Source organism: Devosia sp. Root436, from assembly GCF_001426345.1.
Taxonomy (GTDB): Bacteria; Pseudomonadota; Alphaproteobacteria; order Rhizobiales; family Devosiaceae; genus Devosia.
In genome coordinates this window covers 446637-467723 of sequence record NZ_LMEM01000009.1, presented here as the reverse complement: position 1 = coordinate 467723, position 21087 = coordinate 446637, and the positions used below count along the sequence as shown (strand labels likewise).

General features: G+C 64.2%; 16 protein-coding genes. 13 read left to right on the top strand and 3 right to left on the bottom strand.

The window, feature by feature from the left end:
- Positions 1 to 39 precede the first annotated feature (39 nt).
- Positions 40 to 504, top strand: coding sequence for an SRPBCC family protein (locus ASD04_RS07270; RefSeq protein WP_056254698.1), 465 nt, complete (start codon positions 40 to 42; stop codon positions 502 to 504).
- Positions 505 to 558: 54 nt separating this feature from the next.
- On the top strand, positions 559 to 705 hold the full coding sequence (locus ASD04_RS19355) for a hypothetical protein (RefSeq protein ID WP_156461148.1): 147 nt from the start codon (positions 559 to 561) through the stop codon (positions 703 to 705).
- 40 nt (positions 706 to 745) lie between these two features.
- Here ASD04_RS19355 and puuE read toward each other — a convergent pair whose 3' ends face one another.
- Entirely contained in the window at positions 746 to 2161 is a 1416-nt protein-coding gene (puuE, locus tag ASD04_RS07265) for an allantoinase PuuE (RefSeq protein ID WP_056254695.1), read from the bottom strand.
- 202 nt (positions 2162 to 2363) lie between these two features.
- Between puuE and uraH the strand changes: the two genes are divergently transcribed.
- The 11 genes from uraH (at position 2364) to ASD04_RS07210 (ending at position 17557) form a co-directional block, all read left to right on the top strand.
- Positions 2364 to 2720 carry a hydroxyisourate hydrolase gene (gene uraH, locus ASD04_RS07260; RefSeq protein WP_056254692.1) on the top strand — a complete coding sequence of 119 codons (357 nt, stop codon included), beginning with the start codon at positions 2364 to 2366 and terminating at the stop codon, positions 2718 to 2720.
- Between the two features lies 1 nt (position 2721).
- Positions 2722 to 4185: a xanthine dehydrogenase small subunit gene (gene xdhA, locus ASD04_RS07255; RefSeq protein WP_056254689.1), complete on the top strand. Its 1464-nt coding sequence runs from the start codon at positions 2722 to 2724 to the stop codon at positions 4183 to 4185.
- Between the two features lie 196 nt (positions 4186 to 4381).
- Positions 4382 to 6712 carry a xanthine dehydrogenase molybdopterin binding subunit gene (xdhB, locus tag ASD04_RS07250; protein WP_056254685.1) on the top strand — a complete coding sequence of 777 codons (2331 nt, stop codon included), beginning with the start codon at positions 4382 to 4384 and terminating at the stop codon, positions 6710 to 6712.
- A 265-nt stretch (positions 6713 to 6977) separates the two neighbouring features.
- The gene (gene xdhC / locus ASD04_RS07245; protein WP_056254683.1) at positions 6978 to 7838 is read left to right on the top strand and encodes a xanthine dehydrogenase accessory protein XdhC; all 861 of its coding nucleotides are present in this window, start codon (positions 6978 to 6980) and stop codon (positions 7836 to 7838) included.
- Position 7839: 1 nt separating this feature from the next.
- On the top strand, positions 7840 to 9369 hold the full coding sequence (locus ASD04_RS07240; protein ID WP_056254682.1) for an ABC transporter ATP-binding protein: 1530 nt from the start codon (positions 7840 to 7842) through the stop codon (positions 9367 to 9369).
- Complete coding sequence (locus tag ASD04_RS07235; protein WP_082531054.1) at positions 9353 to 10435, top strand: ABC transporter permease; 1083 nt, start codon at positions 9353 to 9355, stop codon at positions 10433 to 10435. Before ASD04_RS07240 ends, ASD04_RS07235 begins: the two co-directional genes overlap by 17 nt.
- Complete coding sequence (locus ASD04_RS07230; protein WP_056254676.1) at positions 10436 to 11359, top strand: ABC transporter permease; 924 nt, start codon at positions 10436 to 10438, stop codon at positions 11357 to 11359. It begins immediately after the preceding gene.
- 55 nt (positions 11360 to 11414) lie between these two features.
- Positions 11415 to 12500: a BMP family ABC transporter substrate-binding protein gene (locus ASD04_RS07225; RefSeq protein ID WP_056254672.1), complete on the top strand. Its 1086-nt coding sequence runs from the start codon at positions 11415 to 11417 to the stop codon at positions 12498 to 12500.
- A gap of 192 nt (positions 12501 to 12692) precedes the next feature.
- Positions 12693 to 13919: a urate hydroxylase PuuD gene (locus tag ASD04_RS07220; protein ID WP_056254669.1), complete on the top strand. Its 1227-nt coding sequence runs from the start codon at positions 12693 to 12695 to the stop codon at positions 13917 to 13919.
- Positions 13916 to 15217: a guanine deaminase gene (gene guaD / locus ASD04_RS07215; RefSeq protein ID WP_056254665.1), complete on the top strand. Its 1302-nt coding sequence runs from the start codon at positions 13916 to 13918 to the stop codon at positions 15215 to 15217. The genes ASD04_RS07220 and guaD overlap by 4 nt, the downstream gene beginning before the upstream one ends.
- A gap of 180 nt (positions 15218 to 15397) precedes the next feature.
- Positions 15398 to 17557, top strand: coding sequence for a malate synthase G (locus ASD04_RS07210; protein ID WP_056254661.1), 2160 nt, complete (start codon positions 15398 to 15400; stop codon positions 17555 to 17557).
- Positions 17558 to 17686: 129 nt separating this feature from the next.
- On the opposite strand, the gene ASD04_RS07205 is transcribed toward ASD04_RS07210, so the two are convergent.
- Together ASD04_RS07205 and ade are read right to left on the bottom strand one after the other, a co-directional pair.
- Entirely contained in the window at positions 17687 to 19309 is a 1623-nt protein-coding gene (locus tag ASD04_RS07205) for a CocE/NonD family hydrolase (protein ID WP_156461147.1), read from the bottom strand.
- 3 nt (positions 19310 to 19312) lie between these two features.
- Positions 19313 to 21022 (bottom strand): adenine deaminase, encoded by a 1710-nt coding sequence (gene ade, locus ASD04_RS07200; protein WP_056255476.1) that lies wholly within the window; start codon positions 21020 to 21022, stop codon positions 19313 to 19315.
- Positions 21023 to 21087: the final 65 nt, after the last annotated feature.

The window sequence follows — 21087 nt, the reverse complement described above, 5'->3', positions numbered from 1 at the left end:
ATAACATACGGTAGGGGCAGTCAAGCGAGGAGTTGAGCAATGCAGGCGCCGGAATTCAAAGTGTCGGGCCGGATCAGCAAGCCGGTGCATGAGGTGTTCGAGGCGGTGGTCGATCCCGGCAAGTTGAGCGGGTATTTCACCACCGGCGGGGCCAAGGGACGGCTGGAAACCGGCGCGACGGTGACCTGGGATTTCGCGGATTTTCCGGGGGCGTTTCCGGTGCATGTCGTCGAGGTCGTGCCTGACGAGAAGATCGTGCTGCATTGGGGCGCAGCGGACGGGACACCCGACGAGGGGGGCGCCTATGAGACCACGGTGACCATGACTTTTGCCGGCCTGGAAGACGGTCGCACGCTGGTCACTATCGGCGAGTCCGGGTGGCGCGACAGTGCCGCCGCGCAGAAGGCGGCCTTCGGCAATTGCGAGGGGTGGACCGGCATGCTGTGTGCGCTCAAGGTCTATATCGAGCATGGCATCAACCTGCGCGACGGGTTCTACAAGTAGCTAACGGCCTGTTAGGGTTACTAATTCTTCAAGCTTTGGCGCGATGCTGGTCGGATGAACCAGTTCAACGCCCATAGCGGGAGCGCGCCCGGGACCTGGCTGCAGCACCATATGCCGTGGCTGAGCCTGCTGGCGCTGGTGCTGAACCTGTTCCGCGACGACCCCGAAATCGGCTTCGATCCGGACGATCTGAACGGGTAGGGGCCTCACCTCTCCCCCCAAGGGAGAAGTGAGGAAGCGCCTAGCCCAGCACCGCCTGCAACCGCAGCAAGGCAATCCGCTCCACCTGCTTGCAGGCCGTCTCGAACTCCGCCTCGGCGCTATTGGCGATGCGCCTCTCGAACGCCGCCAGGATCGACGCCTTGGTGTTGTCGCGCACGGCGATGATGAAGGGGAAGCCGAACTTTTCGACATAGGCGGCATTGAGCGCGGTGAAGCGCTCGCGCTCGGCGTCGGTCAAGGCGTCGAGGCCGGCCGAGGCCTGTTCTGAGGTCGAGGCTTCGGTGAGCCGCTTGGCAGCGGCGAGCTTGCCAGCGAGATCGGGGTGGGCGCGCAGCACGGCGAGGCGCTCCTCGGGCGTTGCCATGCGGAACTGGCTGCGGAGCGTGAAGTGAAGGCCGATGGCCGTGTCATTGGCCGGCGCCAGTTCGCCCGCCCAGGCGCGCTCGGCGATCCAGGGGGAATGCTCGAAGATCGAGCCGTAGCGGGCGACGAACTCGGCCCTGTCGAGCTGGGAGGGAATGACCTCGGGCGCTACATAGGGGTGGGTTTTCGTCCAGTGCTCGGCGATAGCGAGGCGGGTGGGGACCCAGACCCTGTCGAAACTCTTGATGTAGTCGATGAACTTTTTCAGCCCCTGATAGCGGCCGGGCTGGCCGACCAGCCGGCAATGGAGGCCAATGGACATCATCTTGGGTGCGCCGGCCTGGCCCTCGGCATAGAGGCAGTCGAAACTGTCCTTGAGAAACTGAAAATAGTCCTCGCCATTGGCGAAGCCCGAGGCGGTGACGAAGCGCATGTCGTTGGCGCTGAGCGTATAGGGAATGATGAGTTGCGGCCTGCCCTGATGCACGCGCCAATAGGGCAGGTCGTCATCATAGGTGTCGGAAATATAGGCAAAGCCGCCCGCCTCGGAAACCAGGTCTACCGTGTTGAGCGAACACCGTCCGGTGTACCAGCCCCGCGGACGTTCACCTGTGGCGATCGTGTGGAGGCGGATGGCTTCGGCGATCTGCTCGCGTTCGACCTCGGGCGGCATGTCCTTGTGCTCGACCCATTTATAGCCGTGGCTGGCAATTTCCCAACCGGCCTGCTGCATGGCGGCAAGCTGGGCCGGGGCACGCATCAAAGCGGTGGCGACGCCGTAGATGGTGACGGGCAAATCGGCTTCTGTGAACAGGCGGTGCAGCCGCCAGAAGCCGGCGCGGGCGCCATATTCATACATGGACTCGATGTTCCAGTGGCGCTGGCCCGGCCAGGGCGCGGCGCCCACCACATCGGCAAGGAAGGCCTCGGACGCGGCGTCACCATGGAGGATGTTGTTTTCCCCACCCTCTTCGTAATTAAGCACGAACTGCACCGCCACATGGGCGCCGCCGGGCCAGTTGGCCTGGGGCGGGTTGGGGCCGTAGCCATTGAGGTCACGGGGGTAGCGCATGGGTCTCTCTCACTCGGTGGGGCGGCAATAGTACGAGTCTGGCCGCGTGGAACAAGATGCACAAAAATGGACCAGTTGGTAAAAAATGAGCATTGCGCATCGGGCCTGATGCGATAGTCTCATTCTCCGGGGACGTATTTTGGACATGCCGTTCTCCCGAAACCGGGTTCCACTTTCGGGCGGCATGTCGAAGGAGCAGCAAATGGCGGGGAGCGGACGCCTCACGACGCATGTGCTGGACACGATGCACGGCAAGCCGGCGCGCGGCATGCGGATCGAATTGCTGTTCGTGCATGGCGATCACAACCATCACATTGCCGATAGCTATACCAATGAGGACGGGCGGGTGGATCAGCCGCTGCTGGATGAAGAGCGGTTCCAGCACGGCGAATTCGAAATCCATTTCCATGTCGGGCAGTATTTCGAGCGGCTGGGCGTCGAGCTCGAAACGCCGTTCCTCGACGTGGTGCCGATCCGCTTCACCATTTCCGAGGACAAGCACTATCATGTGCCCCTGCTGGTGAGCCCGTTTGCCTATTCGACCTATCGGGGGAGCTGAGATGGTCGAGGTCGCCGATGCCATCCGTTTCATCCTCAATGACGAGGACATCACCCTCACCGACATAAAGCCGGACACGACCTTGCTCGACTGGCTGCGGCTGGAGCGCCGGCTGCGGGGCAGCAAGGAAGGCTGCGCCGAGGGCGATTGCGGCGCCTGCACGGTGCTGGTCGGGCGGCTGATGGATGACGAGATCATCTACGACTCGGTCACATCCTGCATCCGCTTCGTGGGGAGCCTCCACGGCACGCATGTCGTGACGGTGGAGCATCTGCGGGGCAAGGACGGGGTGCTGCACCCGGTGCAGCAGGCCATGGTGGATCATCATGGCAGCCAGTGCGGTTTCTGCACGCCGGGCTTCGTGATGAGCCTTTATGGCTTGTGGATGCGCGACCCCGATCCGAGCCAGGCGGCCATCGAAAAGGCCCTGCAGGGCAATCTCTGCCGCTGCACCGGCTATGCGCCGATCATTCGCGCCGGCAAGGCGATTTCCAGCTATGGCCGGCCCGAGGCCGATCCGCTCTGGGCCGAGCGCATTGCGCTCAAGGGCAAGATCAGGGCGATCAATGATGGCAGGCGGGTCGAGCTGGGTGAGGGTGCCGACCGCATCATCGTGCCCGGTAGCCTCGACGATTTCGCTGCGGTCTACGAGGCCAACCCCACGGCCACCATTGTCAACGGCTCGACCGATGTGGGCCTGTGGGTCACCAAGTTCATGCGGTCCATCGGGCCGGTGATCTTCATCAATCACCTCGAAGAGCTGAAGCGCATAACGGAAACCGGCAGTGAAGTGCGCTTCCATGCCGGGGTGAGCTATTCGGAAGCGCTTCCGGTCGTAGCGGCCAATTTCCCTGACATGGGCGAGTTGTGGCACCGCATTGCCGGCGAGCAGATCCGCAATATGGGCACGATCGGCGGCAATATCGCCAATGGCTCGCCCATCGGCGACACGCCGCCGCCGTTCATTGCGCTGGGGGCAAAGCTGCAGCTACGCAAGGGCGCGCAGCGGCGCGAGATCAAGCTGGAGGACTATTTCCTCGCCTATGGCAAGCAGGACCGGCAGCCGGGCGAGTTCGTCGAGAGCGTGACCATTCCGCTGCTGCCGGATGGTGAGAAATTCGCCGTCTACAAGATTTCCAAGCGGCGTGAGGAAGACATTTCGGCACTGTGCGGGGCGTTCCGGGTGTCCATCACGGACGGCGTGGTGAGTACGGTTCGCATCGCCTTTGGCGGCATGGCCGCGACGCCCAAGCGGGCGAAGGCCGTGGAGGCGGCCCTGGTGGGTAAGCCGTGGACAGCGGAAACCGTTGAGGCCGCGATTGCGGAATTCGCCGAGGATTACCAGCCGATTTCCGACATGCGCGCCAGTGCCGACTATCGCCTGCTGACGGCGCAGAACCTGCTATGGCGGTTTTTCTATGAAACCACCGGCCAGGGGCAAAGACTCCGGCGGGAGGTGGCGTGATGGTGGGTTATACGCCGAACTTCCCTTCTCCCCTCGTGGGAGAAGGTGCCCGAAGGGCGGATGAGGGGGCGCCGAGCTATCCACCAGCATTGAAGCATGGGATAGCGCAGAACCCCTCACCCGGTTTTCCGCTGAACGCGGAAAACCACCCTCTCCCTCAAGGGGCGAGGGGAAGTCCGGTGGGTGAGGTGTGCTCATGAACAAGCACGAAGCCCCCATCGTCCTGTCATCACTCCACACGGCGACCCGGCACGACAGCGGGCCGAAGCATGTGAGCGGCACGGCCGAATATATCGACGACATGATCGAGCCCGAAGGCACGGTTCATGCCTATCTGGCGCTGTCCACGCGGGCGCATGCCGAGATCGTGTCGGTAGACCTTGCGGCGACCAAGGCGGCGCCGGGGGTGATCGGCGTGCTCACATCAGAGGACATTCCGGGCGAAAACGATGTGTCGCCCAGCCACAAGCATGACGAGCCGGTCTTTGCCGAGGGCAAGGTGCAGTTCTGGGGCCAGCCGCTATTCGCGGTGGTGGCCGAAACGCGCGACCAGGCGCGGCGGGCGGCGCATCTGGCCAGGATCGAATATCGCGACCTGCCGCATGCCCTCGATGTGCGCGCAGCGCAGGCTGCGGGCGGCGCGCTGGTCACCGAACCGCTCAAGCTCGAACGCGGCGACGTGGCCGCCGGGCTGGCCGAAGCGAAACACCGGGTCAAGGGCAGCATCGCCATTGGCGGACAGGACCACTTCTATCTCGAAGGCCAGATCGCCATGGCGGTGCCGGGCGAGGACGAGGATGTCACCGTCTTCGCCTCGACGCAGCATCCGAGCGAGGTGCAGTTGATGGTGGCGGCCGTGCTGGGCATCCGGCATCACGCGGTGACGGTCAATGTGCGGCGCATGGGCGGCGGCTTCGGCGGCAAGGAAACGCAGGGCAGCCTGTTCGCGGCGGTGGCGGCGCTGGCGGCCAAGAAATGGAACCGCGCCTGCAAGATCAGGCCCGACCGCGACGACGACATGACGGCCACCGGCAAGCGCCACGATTTCGTGGTCGATTACGAGGTCGGCTATGACGATGTCGGGAAAATCCAGGCGGTGGACGCCGTCTATGGCGCCCGCGCCGGTTTTTCGTCGGACCTGTCAGGTCCGGTGACCGACCGGGCGTTGTTTCATGCCGACAATGCCTACTGGTACCCGGCCGTGCGAGTGCGGAGCGAACCGCTCTATACCAATACGGTCTCCAACACCGCCTTCCGCGGCTTTGGTGGCCCGCAGGGCATGATGGCGGCCGAGCGCTGGGTGGAAGACATTGCCTATGCCCTGGGCAAGGACCCGCTCGATGTCCGCAAGGCCAATTTCTACGGCACCGACACCGACAATGTGACGCCGTACCATCAGGTGGTGGAGGACAATATCATCCATCGCGTGGTGGACGAGCTGGAGGCGTCGTCGGACTATCAGGCGCGGCGCGCAGCTATTCTCAAATACAATGCGGGCAGCGCTGTCCTCAAGAAGGGCATTGCGCTGACGCCGGTCAAGTTCGGCATCTCCTTCACCGCCACCTGGTACAACCAGGCCGGGGCGCTGGTGCATGTCTACAAGGACGGTTCCATCCATCTCAGCCATGGCGGCACCGAGATGGGGCAGGGGCTGCATATCAAGGTGGCGCAGGTTTTGGCCGATGCCTTCGGCGTCGGGCTCGACGTGGTCAAGATCATGGCGACGAGCACCGGCAAGGTGCCCAATACATCGGCTACCGCCGCGTCGTCCGGCTCCGATCTCAACGGCATGGCGGCCTGGGACGCGGCGCGGCAGATCAAGGAGCGGCTGGCGAGGCACGCGGCCAGGCTGCATCAGGTCGGCGAGGCCGAAGTGGAATGGGTGCAGGGCGGCATCCAGGCGGGGCCGAAATTCGTACCCTTCGCCGAGCTGGTCGCATCGGCCTATCTCAACCGGGTGCAGCTCTCGGCTGCGGGCTTCTATGAGACGCCTAAAATCCACTGGGATCGGGCGACAGGGCGCGGGCATCCGTTCTACTATTTCGCCTATGGCGCTTCGGTCAGCGAGGTGACCATCGATACGCTGACCGGCGAATATGCGGTGGACCGGGTGGATATCCTCCACGACGTGGGCCACTCGCTCAATCCGGCGGTGGATATCGGGCAGATCGAGGGCGGGTTCATCCAGGGCATGGGCTGGCTGACGACGGAAGAACTGGTGTGGGACGACAAGGGGCAGCTGCGCACCAAGGCGCCGTCTACCTACAAGATCCCGCTGGCGAGCGACGTTCCGCCGGTCTTCAACGTCAAGATTGCCGAATGGTCGGTGAACAAGGAGCCGACCATCGGCCGCTCCAAGGCGGTGGGCGAGCCGCCGCTGATGCTGGCGATGAGCGTGGTCGAGGCGCTGAGCATGGCGGTGGCATCGGTGGCGGAGTATCGGATTGCGCCAAGGCTCGATACGCCGGTGACGCCCGAGCGGGTGCTAATGGGGTGTGAGCGGATGAAACGGGAGGCGCGGGGGTGAGAGCGGTGGTCGTCTCGACATCACCCCCACCCTCATTCCCTCCCCACAAGGGGGAGGGAAGCCTGTGGAGTGGAGCAAAGGTCACCTCTCTCCTGAGGGGGGAGGTCGCCCCGAAGGGGCGGGTGAGGGGTTCACCGCCACGTCAGGCACGGTGCCCTTCACCAGCACTGAACCCCTCACCCCACCCTCTCCCCTCAGGGGAGAGGGAGCCCACGTGCGGTGGGACTAATGGGTGGATTGGTCATGATCGGGGGGTGTTCCCGCCATGACCCGTTCCGCCACCCTCACCACCTTCCTCGCCTCCAATGCCGACGCCATTCTTTGCGAACTGACCTCAGTCCGCGGCTCGTCCCCGCGTGAGCAGGGCACCTTCATGCTGGTGGGCGCTCACGACCTGTTTGGCACCATAGGCGGCGGCGCCCTCGAATATATGGTCATCGGGCATGCGCGGCGGTTGATCGCCAACGGGCAGGCCGAGGCGGCGATGGATGTGCCCTTGGGGCCGGAAATCGGCCAGTGCTGCGGCGGGCGGGTCGCGGTCGGGCTGCGCTATGCCGATGCGGCCATTCGGGAGCGGCTAGCGGCTCGGGTCGCGGCAGAAGAAGCAGCCCTGCCGCATGTCTATGTCTTCGGCGCCGGCCATGTCGGGCGGGCGCTGGCGCAGATGCTGGCTTTGCTGCCGGTGCAATTGCAGGTCATCGATACACGGCAGGAAGAGCTGGCCCTGTTGCCCGAGGGCATCACGGCCCATGCCGTGGCCATGCCCGAGGCGATGGTGCGCTCGGCGCCGCAGGGCAGCTCATACGTGATCCTGACGCATGACCATGCGCTGGACTTCCTCATCGCGCAGGAAGCGCTGGCCCGCACCGACGCGCCCTATATCGGCATGGTGGGCAGCCGGACCAAAAGGGCGAAATTTTCGAGCTGGTTCCAGGGCGAGGGCGGCGAGGCCAGGGCGCTGGAGCGGCTGGTGCTGCCTATCGGCCAGCAGGGGCTTGGGGATAAGCGCCCCGAGGTGATCGCGGCACTGGCGGCGGCGGAAATTATGGTCCACATTGGGCAGTGGGAAGCTGAGATTGCGCGGGCACGCGCCCCCAGATCGAAGGGGGCGATGATTGGACGCTAGTATGCCATATCGGCTTGAATTGACCGGTATTACCAAACGTTTCCCCGGCGTGCTCGCCAATGACAATGTCACCTTTGCCGTCAAGCCGGGCGAAATCCACGCTTTGCTGGGCGAGAACGGGGCGGGCAAATCCACCCTGGTCAAGATGATCTATGGCATCATGCAGCCCGATGCCGGCGAAATCCGCTGGGACGGGCAGCCGGTCACGGTGTCCAACCCCAAGGCGGCCCGCAGACTGGGCATCGGCATGGTGTTCCAGCATTTTTCGCTGTTCGAGGCCCTGACCGTACTCGAAAATATCGCGCTGGGCATGGATGCCAAAATTCCGGCGCGCGAGCTCGAAGCACGTATCCGCGAAGTCATGACGCAATACGGGCTGCTGCTCGATCCGCACAGAACAGTGGCGACCCTGTCGGTGGGCGAGCGCCAGCGTATCGAGATCGTGCGGGCCTTGCTGCTCGACCCCAAGCTCCTCATCATGGACGAGCCGACTTCGGTGCTGACGCCGCAGGAGGTCGAGCAATTGTTCGAGGTGCTGCGCAAGCTGGCGGCGCAGGGCTGCTCCATCCTCTACATTTCCCACAAGCTGCATGAGATCAAGGCGCTGTGCGACACGGCGACCATCCTGCGCGGCGGCAAGCTGGTCGATACCTGCGACCCCAGGCAGGAAACCAGCCGCTCGCTGGCCGAGAAGATGATCGGTGCCGGCCTCAGGGATATTACCCGCGCCGAAGGGCGCTCCATCGGTCAGGCCAAGCTGGTGGTGTCGCATCTGTCGACGCAGAAGGCCGGGCATTTCGATGTGCCTGTCGATGATGTGAGCTTTACGGTGCGGACCGGGGAAATCTTCGGCGTGGCCGGGGTGGCGGGCAATGGGCAGAATGCGCTGCTCGATGCGCTTTCCGGCGAAATCCGCAGCGACAAGGATGCCATCAGCATCGACGGACAAGGCCTGGGCATGCTCGACACGACCGGGCGGCGCAAGCGCGGCCTCTGCGCCGTGCCCGAGGAGCGCAACGGCCATGCCGCGGTGGGCGATTTCTCTCTCAGCGACAATTCGGTGCTGACCGCCCGGGATCGGCTGGGCATGGTGGTGATGGGGCTGATCAATTCGGGCGCCGCCAAGACCTATACCGGCAAGGTGATCGCCGATTTCGCCGTCAAGGCACTGGGGCCGGCCTCGACGGCGGGGTCGCTGTCGGGCGGGAATCTCCAGAAATACATCATGGGTCGAGAAATCCTGCAAAAGCCCAGCGTGCTTGTGGTGAGCCAGCCGACCTGGGGCGTCGATGCCGGCGCGGCGGCGGCCATCCATCAGGCGCTGGTCGACCTGGCGGCGGCCGGCTCGGCCATCGTGGTCATCAGCCAGGACCTCGATGAGCTGAGGGCACTGTGCGACACGCTGGCGGTCATCAATATGGGCCGCCTGTCGCCGGCTCGGCCAACGAAAGAGGTGAGCGTGGAGGAAATCGGCTTGCTGATGGGCGGGGTCCACGGGGCAACGGAGGTGCATGATGCAATTCCGGCTTGAGAAACGGCGCGAGCCCTCGCAATTCATGCTCTATGCGACGCCTGTCGCGGCGGTGGCCCTGACGATGATCGTGGGCGCCATCATCTTCTCGCTGATCGGCTATGACGGGCTTGGTGCGGTGCGTGAAATCTTCCTCACGCCGCTGACCAATGCCTATAAATGGCAGGACCTGGGGGTGAAGGCGGCGCCGCTGATCATCATCGGGGTGGGCCTCTCCATCGCCTATCGCGCCAATGTGTGGAATATCGGCGCCGAGGGCCAGTATATCATGGGGGGGCTCGCCGGAACCGGCATCGCGCTTCTCACCTATGGCATGACCGGCTGGTGGGTGCTGCCGCTGATGGTGCTGGCGGGCGTCTTGGGCGGCATGGCCTATGCGGCCATCCCGGCTCTGCTGAAGACGCGCCTCAACGTCAACGAAATCCTCACCAGCCTGATGCTGACCTATGCGTCGGTGCAGCTGATCTACTATCTCATCCGCGCCCCCTGGAAGGACCCGATGGGCATGGGCTTTCCGCAGACGCGGCTGTTTTCCGAAGCGGCGCGGCTGCCCACCATCATTCCGGGCACCATCGTTCATCTGGGCGTGCCCATCGCCATCGTGGTCGGGCTGGTCGCCTGGTTCATCATGACCAAGTCGGTCTTCGGCTATCGCATGCGCGTGGTCGGCGCGGCGCCCCATGCCGCGCGCTATGGCGGCTTTTCCGAGCACAAGACCATCTGGCTGGCGCTGCTGGTCAGCGGCGCACTGGCCGGGCTCGCGGGTGTGCTTGAGGTGGCCGGGCCATTCCAGCGCATGGTGCCGGGCTTTCCCACCAACTACGGCTTCACCGCCATCATCGTGGCCTTTCTCGGCAGGCTCAATCCGCTCGGGGTCATCATCGCCGGCATAGTGCTGGCGATAACCTTCGTGGGCGGGGAGGTGGCGCAGACCACGATCGGGCTGCCCAATGCGGCGACCGGCATTTTCCAGGCGATGATGCTGTTCTTCCTCTTGGCGGGGGATATCCTCATCAAATACCGGGTGCGGCGCGTGGTGCCGCAGCCGCAGGCGGGGGCGGCATAGATGGACCTGACGCTTGCCATAATCGTCACCGTTGTCGGCGCTTCCACGCCCATCCTCATCGCCGCCCTGGGAGAACTGGTGGTGGAGCGTTCCGGCGTGCTCAATCTGGGTGTCGAAGGCATGATGCTGATCGGTGCCATTGCCGGCTTTGTCGTGCAGTTCCACACCGGCAATCCCTACCTGGCCTTGCTGTCGGGCGCTGCCGCCGGCACGGCTGCCTCGCTGATCTTCGGCTTTCTCACCCTGTCGCTCTCGGCCAACCAGACGGCGACGGGCCTGGCGCTGACCATTTTCGGCACCGGTTTTTCGGCCTTGGCCGGCTCGTCCTATTCGGCCCGGCCGGTAACGCTGATGCAGCCTTTTCTGCCGGTGGAAATCGCCGCTCATCCGATCGGCAAGGTGCTGTTCGGCTATTCCTTCCCGATCTACTTCGCCTTCGCCATGGTGGTGGTCATCTGGTATTTCCTGCACAAGACGCGCGCCGGGTTGATCCTGCGGGCCGTGGGCGAGAACGACCAGTCGGCCCATTCCATCGGCTATTCGGTGATCGGGGTGCGCTATCTCGCCGTCATGTTCGGCGGCGCCATGGCCGGTATTGCCGGCGCCTGTTTCCCGCTGCTGCTCACCCCGCAATGGGCCGAGCGGATGACGGCGGGGCGCGGCTGGATCGCGGTGGCGCTGGTGGTGTTCGCCAGCTGGAAGCCGTTCCGCCTTCTGGCGGGCGCCTATCTCTTCGGGCTGGTGATGACCATGGAGCTCTACGCCAAGGCGGGCGGGGGCGTGTTGAGCGTCATCCCGTCCGAACTTTGGGCCGCTCTGCCCTATCTCGCAACCATCGTCGTGCTGGTGCTGATTTCGCTCCGGCGCGATGCGTCCACCAATGCTCCGGCCTGCCTCGGCAAGCCGTTCTTGCCCACCAATTGAGACGGCGCAGCAATGATCGTCTCAAGTCAACTGATGTCATCCAGGAGAAACAACAATGACACTTTCGCGTCGTAACTTCGTAAAGGTCGGTGGTGCCGCCATGGCCCTGCCGCTGCTGGGGACGAGCGCTTTCGCCCAGCTCGAAAAGGTCAAGGTCGGCTTCATCTATGTCGGCACGATCAACGACAATGGCTATAACTACGCCCACAATCAGGGCCGCCTCTATGTCGAGGAGCATCTGGGCGACAAGGTGGAAACCATCTATGTCGAGAACGTGCCTGAGGGTCCCGATTGCGAGCGGGTGCTGCGCGAGCTGGCCCAGCAGGGCTGCCAGTTGATCTTCGCCACCAGCTTCGGCTTCGGCGACTCGGTGGTCAAGGTTGCTCCCCAGTTCCCCGATGTCGCCTTTGAGCATGCCACCGGCTATATGAGCGGCCCCAATATCGGCCTTTACAACGCCCGGTTCTACGAAGGCCGTGCCGTCTGCGGCACCATTGCCGGCCACATGTCCGAGACCGGCAAGTATGGCTATATCGGCTCGTTCCCGATCCCCGAAGTGGTGATGGGCATCAATGCCTTCGTGCTGGCTGCCCGCAAGGTCAATCCCGAAGCCACGATCAAGCCGGTCTATATCTCGACCTGGAACGACCCGGCCAAGGAAGCCGACGCGGCCCGCGCCATGATTGACCAGGGCATCGACGTGATCGCCCAGCATACAGACGGTCCGGCCGCCCTGCAGGTGGCCGCCGAACGCGGCATCGTGGGTGGCTTCGGCCAGGGCGCCGACATGAGCGCCTTTGCCCCCGAGACGCAGCTCACCGCCATCATCGACCATTGGGGCCCCCATTACCTGGCCTCGGCCGAGGCCGTGCTGGCCGGCACATGGACGCCGGGCAACACCTGGGAAGGCCTCAAGGAAGACGTGGTGCAGATGGGCCCCTATGGCGCCAAGGTGCCGGAAGACGTGCGCGCCGCCGCCGACGCGGTCAAGAATGGCCAGATCGACGGCTCGTTCCACATCTTCACCGGCCCGATCAACGACAATACCGGCGTCGAGCGTGTCGCCGCCGGCGTCACCATGACCGATGCAGAGCTGCTCAGCATGGACTGGTATGTCGAAGGCGTCGAACAGCCGGCGTAAGCATGATGGGAGCTAAGGAGATGGCCTTCTCCCCTTGAGGGAGAAGGTGCCCGAAGGGCGGATGAGGGGTTCTGCGCCTGCCATATGCCGCGAGGCAATGGGATGGCGCAGAACCCCTCACCCCGATCATCCTGCTGAACGCAGGATGATCGGCCCTCTCCCTCAAGGGGAGAGGGGAAGAAGGAGACGACGATGCCCGATTACGCAATTGCCTATGAATGGCTGATGTTTGCCGTGCGCTGGCTGCATGTCATCACGGCCATTGCCTGGATCGGCTCGTCCTTCTATTTCATCGCGCTCGACCTGGGCCTGCGCAAGACGCCGAGCCTGCCGCCGCTGGCGCATGGCGAGGAATGGCAGGTGCATGGCGGGGGCTTCTACCACATCCAGAAATACCTGGTGGCGCCCGAATTCCTGCCCGAGCACCTGACCTGGTTCAAATGGGAAAGCTACTGGACCTGGCTATCAGGCGTCATGCTGATGGCGCTGATCTATTATGTCGGGGCCGATATCTACCTGATCGACCGCAGCGTGCTCGACCTCGTGCAATGGCAGGCGATCCTGCTGTCGCTGGGCTCCATCGTGCTCGGCTGGGTGTTGTATGACGGCCTCTGCAAGTCGCCCATCGGCAATTCCACCACGGGCCTGATGCTGATGCTGTTCGCCATCCTGGTGGCGATGAGCTGGGGCTATACGCAGCTCTTCACCGGCCGAGCTGCCATGCTGCATATGGGCGCCTTCACAGCGACCATCATGGCGGCCAATGTGGCCATGATCATCATCCCCAACCAGAAGATCGTTGTCGCCGACCTCAAGGCCGGCAAGGTGCCAGACGCCAAATACGGCAAGATCGCCAAGCAGCGGAGCCTGCATAACAACTACCTGACGCTGCCCGTCATCTTCTTCATGCTGTCGAGCCACTATCCGCTGGCCTTCGCCACGCAGTGGAACTGGATCATCGCTTCGCTGATCTTCCTCGTCGGCGTCGCCATCCGGCACTATTTCAACACGCGCCATGCGCGTAAGGGCAATCCGCACTGGACCTGGGCGGTGGCCGTCATCCTCTTCATCATCATCGCCTGGCTGTCCACCGGGCCCAAGATCGCCGGCTCGGCGGGGGAGGAGGTGGCGTCCCGTGCGGCCGAACCCTTTCTCAGTGCGGAGCATTTTGCCCAAGCAAGCCTGACCGTGCAGACCCGCTGCGCCATGTGCCACACCGCCGAGCCGGCCTGGCCCGGCATCTACGAGCCGCCCAAGAACGTGATCCTCGACAATGACATCGCCATCGCCAACCATGCCAAGGATGTTGCCATGCAGGCCGGCTATGCCCATGCCATGCCGCCCGGCAATGTCAGCGAGATGACCGACGACGAACGGGCGCTGATCGTCGCCTGGTTCCGCGAGGGCTCGGGGCAATGAGCCGGACCATATTGCGCGGCCGGGTGCTGAGCTTCGTCAGCGAGCCGCAGGGCATGGATGACACGTCGAGCTATCGTTATATCGAGGATGGGGGTATCATCATCGAAGGCGGCAAGATCGTCGCCGTGGGCGATTTCGCGCCCGAGGCCGGCGCCGAGGTGATCGACCATCGGCCGCACCTGATCCTGCCGGGCTTCATCGACACGCATCTGCATTACGTGCAGAGCCAGATCGTCGCCTCCTATGCCGGTTCGCTGCTCGAATGGCTCAATACCTACACCTTCGTCGAGGAACAGAAATTCAGCCAGCAGGGCCATGCCGGGGCGATTTCGGCGGCCTTTTATGACGAGCTGATCCGCAACGGCACCACCACTGCCGTCGCCTATTGCTCCAGCCATCCGCGCAGCGTCGATGCGTTTTTCGGCGAGGCCGAGAAGCGCAACATGCTGATGGTGGGTGGCAAGGTGATGATGGACCGCAATGCGCCCGAGGCGCTGTGCGACACCGCGCAATCGGGCTATGACGACAGCAAGATGCTGATCGAACGCTGGCACGGCAAGGGCAGGGGCCTCTACGCCATCTCCCCGCGCTTTGCCATCACGTCGACGCCGGCCCAGCTCGAGGCGTCCCGCGCGCTGGTGCAGGAACATCCCGATTGCTACGTGCAGACCCATCTCAGCGAGAACGACGCCGAGATCACCTATTCCATGGAACTCTATCCGGATTCGCCGGACTATACCGGCATCTATGAGGATTATGGGCTGCTCGGCCCGAAAACCCTGCTCGGCCATTGCATCCATCTCAACCACCGCGAGACCATGGTTTTGGCCGAAACCGGCGCGGTGGCGGTGTTCTGCCCCACGTCCAATCTCTTCCTCGGCTCGGGCCTGTTCGACCGCGAGCGGTTGAGCAAATGCGGGGTGCGCATTGGGGTGGCCACCGATATCGGCGGAGGCACCAGCTATGGCATGCTCGAAACCATGGCCGAGGGCTACAAGGTGCTGCAATTGCGCGGCCAGCGGCTGACCCCGTTCAACTCGTTCTACATGATGACGCTGGGCAATGCCCGGGCGCTGTCGCTCGAAGGCACGATCGGGGCCATCGCGCCGGGCAACGCGGCGGACCTCGTGGTGCTCGATGCGGCCGCCACGCCGGCCATGGCCCTGCGCATGGCGACGGTGGAAACCCTGGCCGAGGAACTGTTCCTGCTGCAGACGCTGGGCGACGACCGGGCCATTGCCGAAGTCTATGTCGCCGGGGCCAAAGCGAAGTCGACTTTAGGCGGCTTGGCAGCGTAGGGCCGGTGTCCTACGTTACCCACGGGCTTTCTTACCTCTCCCTTCGGGGGAGAGGTCGGCGCGTAGCGCCGGGTGAGGGGGCCTTTACTGGGTGCGTGCTTGGGGGAGGCCCCCTCACCCGACCCGAATACGGGTCGACCTCTCCCCCGAAGGGAGAGGTGAAGAGAAGAAAGTTGATACATGACCACCTACCAGACGAAATCCGGCCTTTCGGTTCATCCCCTGCTGGTCGATTTCGTCGAGAAGGAAGCGCTGCCGGGGCTGGCCGTCACGGAGGAGCAGTTCTGGAGCGGCTTTGCCGCGCTGGTGGCCGAGCACGCGCCTATAAACGCGCGGCTGCTGGCCCGGCGCGATGAGCTGCAGTCCAGGATCGACGACTGGCATCGCAAATATGGCCCGGTCGCCAACAACGCCCAGGGCTACGAATTCTTCCTGAGGGATATCGGCTATCTGGCGCCAGAGCCTGCCGATTTCACCATCGAAACGTCCGGCCTCGACCCTGAAATCACCACGCTCTGCGGGCCGCAGCTTGTCGTGCCGGTCTCCAATGCCCGTTACGCCCTCAACGCCGCCAATGCGCGTTGGGGCAGCCTCTACGACGCCTATTACGGCACCGATATCATCGCCCGCGATGGCGAGCTGGCGCCGGGCAAGGGCTATAACGCGGCGCGCGGCGCGGCGGTCGTCGACAAGGCCGCCGCCTTTCTCGACGAGACCTTCCCGCTGGCCTCGGGCAGCCATCGTGACGTGACCGGCTACCATGTCATCAAGGATGGCGAGACCCGCCATCTCGAAGTGGACACTGCCAATGGCCGTACCGGCCTCAAGGACCCGTCCGCCTTTGTCGGCTATGGCGGCACCGAAGCCAGCGGCGAGATCGTGCTGCGGCACCACGGCATCCATGTGATCCTGGTCATCGAGCCGGGCAGCGTCATTGGCGGCACGCATAAAGCGGGGCTCAGCGATATCATCGTCGAAGCGGCGCTGACCACGATCCAGGACTGCGAGGATTCAGTCGCCGCGGTCGATGCCGAGGACAAGGTCGGGGTCTACCGCAACTGGCTCGGCCTGATGAATGGCACGCTGCAGGACACGTTCGAAAAGGGCGGCCGCACCGTCACCCGCAAGCTCAAGGCGGACCGGACCTACAAGGACGTCAACGGCGCGCCGTTGGTGCTCAAGGGCCGCTCGCTGCTGCTGGTGCGCAATGTCGGCCACCTGATGACGACGGACGCGGTGCTGCTCGACGGCAAGCCCATCGGCGAAGGCCTGATGGATGCTGTTGTGACCGTGCTCTGCGCCATGCAGGACAAGGTCAACAGCACCACCGGCGCCATCTATATCGTCAAGCCCAAGATGCACGGGCCCGAGGAAGTGGCCTTTGCCTGCGCCATCTTCGCCTCGGTCGAGACCATGCTGGGGCTCAAGCCCAATACGATCAAGATCGGCATCATGGACGAGGAGCGCCGCACCTCGGCCAATCTCAAGGCGGCGATCTACGAAGCCCGCCAGCGGGTATTCTTCATCAATACCGGCTTCCTTGACCGTACGGGCGATGAAATCCACACCTCGATGGAAGCCGGTCCGGTGCTGCGCAAGGACGAGATCAAGTCCGAGAAATGGATTGCCTCCTACGAGGATCGCAACGTGCTGATCGGGCTGGCCTGTGGCCTCTTGGGCAAGGCACAGATCGGCAAGGGCATGTGGGCGCGGCCCGACGACATGGCGGCGATGATGGCCAGCAAGGCCGGCCATCCCAATGCCGGCGCCAATACCGCCTGGGTGCCATCGCCGACCGCGGCGACTTTGCACGCGCTGCATTATCACCAGGTCGATGTGTTCGAGGCGCAGAAGCGCCGGCATAACCAGTCCGTGCCGCCGCTGGCGGACCTCTTCTCCATGCCGGTGCAGGCGCCGTTCTCATTGAGCCGCGAGGAGATCACCCGCGAGCTGGAAAACAACGCGCAGGGCATCCTGGGCTATGTGGTGCGCTGGGTACAGCAGGGCGTGGGCTGTTCCAAGGTGCCCGACATCAACAATGTCGGCCTGATGGAAGATCGCGCCACCTGCCGCATTTCTTCGCAGGCGGTAGCCAACTGGCTGCGCCATGGGCTGGTCAGCCGCGACGAGGTGAGCTCCACCTTCGAGCGCATGGCCTCAGTGGTGGACGAACAGAATGCCGACGATCCGCTCTACCGCCCCATGGCCGAGAATTTCCAGTCGGTAGCCTTCCAGGCGGCGCTGGACCTGGCTTTGCATGGCGCGGACCAGCCGAGCGGCTACACCGAACCGCTGCTGCACGCAGCAAGGCGGAAGGTGAAGGCGCGGGATGGGCAGTAGGGTGCCACGCCCTCGTGGTTCGAGGGTCGCTACGCTCCCGCCTCACCATGAGGGCTACTTTTAGCTCGATGTTCCAGTAGCCTCATGGTGAGGTGCGCTTCTTCAGCGCCTCGAACCACGAGGGCGTGGCTAGATATCGTACCCCGGCAGCGTCACCCCCGTCCCCTCGCGGAACACCTCCACGTCGTTGGCCACCATCGCCGTGGCCGACCCTACCTTCTCATCCGTCCCCAGGTTCCGCGCGTATCTTGGATGAGCCCCCGAGGCGATGAGCAGGCGCAGTCGGTGGCCGGGGCGGAAGCTGTGGGCCGTGGCATGGAGCGGAAAGGATAGCTGCCAGCTGCCGTCCGGCTCCCTGGGCGTTTCGGGGGTCACGCGCACCAGCCCGTCGCAGATATTGATCGACCTTCCATCCGGATCGACATCGTTGAGCCGCACGAAGAAGTCGGTGTGATCAAGGCTGGCGCGGGCATGCAGCGTCACCCGGCACTGGCCGATAACGGTGACCGGGCTGGTGAGCACCGGCCCGGTATAGACAAGCACATCGTTACGCATTTCGAGCGGCGCATTATCGACCGCGCCGGCGCCGACAAAGGCGAAAATGGCCCCGCCCAGATTGGGTGTCGGCTCGGCGGGATCGTAGCGATAGAACTCGCTGCCCGCGCCTGATCGGGCCTTGGCCAGCGTCGAACCGGGGCCGATATTCCAGGTCACCGGGCTTGGCGGGCCAGGGGGGTAGCGGTCGAATTCGTGCCATTCCCCGAGGCCCGAAATATGGATGCGCACCGGGCGGCGGCGCAGGCCGGTGTCGTCGCCCAAGAGTTTTGCTCGCATCCAGAGCAGGGTTTCCCGCAGGTTGTCGCGCTGTAGTTCCTCGGCAATATGAAACCAGGTGCCCACGGTGAGATAGGGCTGGTGACCCAGCTCGACCAGGCGCTGGTAATCGGCCAGCAGGGGATCGAGCATGAAGTCGTACCAGCCGGAAATGAAATGCACCGGCGGGGTGGTTTCGCTCAGGCGGTGGCTGTGGTCGAGCGCGGCCCAGAAGGCGTCATTGCCGATGGCGTGTTCGAACCAGTAGCGCCAGAACGGTATTCTGTGGCCCACCGCCGCCGTGTCGGCCTCGACCAGCGGCAATATGGCGGCGGCGCGATCGGTCCGGCGCTCGATATCGCCGGAAAACATGCGGGCGGCAGTGGCCAGCGGCCGGTCGCGCAGCCCCTCGATCACCTGCACCCAGGAGAGCCACAGATTGAGGTGGAAGGCGCCCGACGGAAAGACGACCGGGCGGAAATTGGTGGTGGTCACCTTGGTTGCCATGGCGGCGACCGGGGGCAGGGCATCGCTGATGGCCCATTGCGCATAGCCCAGATAGCTGGGGCCGGTGAGGCCGATCCGCCCGTCGAACCAGGGCTGGGCCTTGATCCATTCCAGCGTGGCGAGGCCATCGCTCCGCTCATTGGTGAAGGGGTCGAATTCGCCCCCCGACTTCTCCGTGCCCCGGCAGGCCTGGATGACGACGTGAAAGCCGCGCTCGGCATAGGCTTCGGCGATGGGTGCGAAACCGCGTCGCCCATAGGGCAGGCGCATCAATATGGTGGGGTGGGAACCGGCGGCGTCAGGGGCGTAATGGTCGGTCTTGAGCGTGACGCCATCGGGCATGGTCAGCGCAATGCCGCGTGTTCTCCTCACGCCGTTGAGCCGTGGTGGCAGGTCTTCGACCCAGGCCAGGTAAAGTGAGGAGAGGCTCACGCGTTACTCCACGAAGCCGAATTTGTCGACGTCGAACAGGCCGCGATCGGTCATCTTGAGATGCGGGATAACCGGCAGCGCCAGGAAGGCAACCTGCAGGAAAGGCTCAGGCAAAACGCAGTCAAGCGCGTAGGCTGCCAGCCGCAAAGCCTGCAGGTCATGCGTCACGTCCTCGAAGGACTTGGGACTCATCAGCCCCGCAATGGGCAAAGCCAGCTCGGCCGTCACCCTGCCGCCATCGGCCACCACGAACCCGCCCCGCAGCGCGATCAGCCGGTTGACCGCTACCGCCATGTCCTCGTCGGTAGCGCCGATGACCGTGATATTGTGGCTGTCATGGCCGACGGACGAGGCGATGGCGCCGCGTTTCAGCCCGAAGCCGCGCACGAAGCCGCGGCCGATATTGCCGTTCTTGCCATGTCGCTCGATGACCGCGACCTTGAGCACATCGGCATCGAGGTCTGGCTGCAGGCCGTATTCCGTCACCGCCAGGGTGGCCTCGTCGCGGAAGGTCAGGATCAGCCCCGGCTTCACGCCGATGACGGGCGTGCTGTTGCGGCCGGGCCTGGGCTGCGCGATGAAATCGGCCGGCGATACCGGCCTGGCCTTCATGGAGCCGAGACCCACGGTTTCGACCCGCTCCCGCGCTGCGAACAGCTCCGGGCCAACCAGCCTTCCGCCGGTTATCACGTCGCTGACGCGGCAATTCTCGAGACTGTCGAGCAGCACGATATCGGCGCGCCAGCCGGGGGCAACGAGGCCACGGTCGCGCAGGCCGAAAATGCGGGCGGCCGAGTGGCTGGCGGCGCGATAGACATGGTGCAATGGCCGCCCCATGGCGATCAGCCGGCGGATGGAGCTATCGAGATGCCCCTCCTCGGCGATATCGAGCGGATTGCGGTCGTCAGTGCAGAGGGCGACGAAGGAGGACGTGTTCTCGTCGAGCACCTCGGCCAGGGCCTTGAGATCCTTGGAGACGGAGCCTTCTCGGATCAGGATGGCCATGCCCTTGGCCAGCTTCTCGCGCGCTTCGGCGGCCGATGTGGCCTCATGGTCGGTGCGGATGGCGGCGGCGAGATAGCCGTTGAGCGCGGTGCCCAGCAACAAGGGCGCGTGGCCATCGATATGGCCGCCCTGAAACGCCACCAGCTTGGCGATGATGCTGGGGTCGGCATTGAGCACACCGGGGAAATTCATCATCTCGGCCAGGCCGATGACCTTGGGATGGGCGCGGAACGGCTCCAGGTCGGCGATTTCGAGCTGCGCACCCGAGGTCTCGAAGCCGGTGGCCGGCACGCAGGAGGACAGGTTCACCCTTATATCCATCACCGTCCGCTCGGCGCAGTCGAGGAAGTATCTGATCCCCTCGGCTCCCAGCACATTGGCGATTTCATGGGGGTCGCAGATGACCGTGGTCACGCCATGCGGCAGCACGCAACGGTCGAATTCGAATGGGGTGACCAGCGAGGATTCGATGTGGAGATGGGTATCGATGAAGCCGGGAACGGCGAAGCGTCCGGTGCCGTCGATGACCACCTTGCCCTCATAGCTGGCATGGGTGCCCACGATCCGGTCGCCGACAATGGCGATGTCGGTCCTGGTCACCGCCCCGGTGATGACGTCGAGCAATTGCACATCGCGGATCACCAGGTCGGCCGGCGCCTTTCCCTGTCCGGCCATGATCATGCGTGTGAGGGCGGCGGCGTCGGTCATGGGGTGGTCCTTGGTATCAGTCATGGCCGAAGGTCGGCTCCAGCGATGGCCGCGTCAAGGGCTGC

Coding starts and splice junctions, on each gene's coding strand:
- ASD04_RS07270 (WP_056254698.1), top strand. CDS start 40: ATGCAGGCGCCGGAATTCAAAGTGTCGGGCCGGATCAGCAAGCCGGTG.
- ASD04_RS07240 (WP_056254682.1), top strand. CDS start 7,840: ATGCCATATCGGCTTGAATTGACCGGTATTACCAAACGTTTCCCCGGC.
- xdhA (WP_056254689.1), top strand. CDS start 2,722: ATGGTCGAGGTCGCCGATGCCATCCGTTTCATCCTCAATGACGAGGAC.
- uraH (WP_056254692.1), top strand. CDS start 2,364: ATGGCGGGGAGCGGACGCCTCACGACGCATGTGCTGGACACGATGCAC.
- guaD (WP_056254665.1), top strand. CDS start 13,916: ATGAGCCGGACCATATTGCGCGGCCGGGTGCTGAGCTTCGTCAGCGAG.
- ASD04_RS07220 (WP_056254669.1), top strand. CDS start 12,693: ATGCCCGATTACGCAATTGCCTATGAATGGCTGATGTTTGCCGTGCGC.
- ade (WP_056255476.1), bottom strand. CDS start 21,022: ATGACCGACGCCGCCGCCCTCACACGCATGATCATGGCCGGACAGGGA.
- ASD04_RS19355 (WP_156461148.1), top strand. CDS start 559: ATGAACCAGTTCAACGCCCATAGCGGGAGCGCGCCCGGGACCTGGCTG.
- ASD04_RS07235 (WP_082531054.1), top strand. CDS start 9,353: ATGCAATTCCGGCTTGAGAAACGGCGCGAGCCCTCGCAATTCATGCTC.
- ASD04_RS07210 (WP_056254661.1), top strand. CDS start 15,398: ATGACCACCTACCAGACGAAATCCGGCCTTTCGGTTCATCCCCTGCTG.
- puuE (WP_056254695.1), bottom strand. CDS start 2,161: ATGCGCTACCCCCGTGACCTCAATGGCTACGGCCCCAACCCGCCCCAG.
- xdhB (WP_056254685.1), top strand. CDS start 4,382: ATGAACAAGCACGAAGCCCCCATCGTCCTGTCATCACTCCACACGGCG.
- xdhC (WP_056254683.1), top strand. CDS start 6,978: ATGACCCGTTCCGCCACCCTCACCACCTTCCTCGCCTCCAATGCCGAC.
- ASD04_RS07230 (WP_056254676.1), top strand. CDS start 10,436: ATGGACCTGACGCTTGCCATAATCGTCACCGTTGTCGGCGCTTCCACG.
- ASD04_RS07225 (WP_056254672.1), top strand. CDS start 11,415: ATGACACTTTCGCGTCGTAACTTCGTAAAGGTCGGTGGTGCCGCCATG.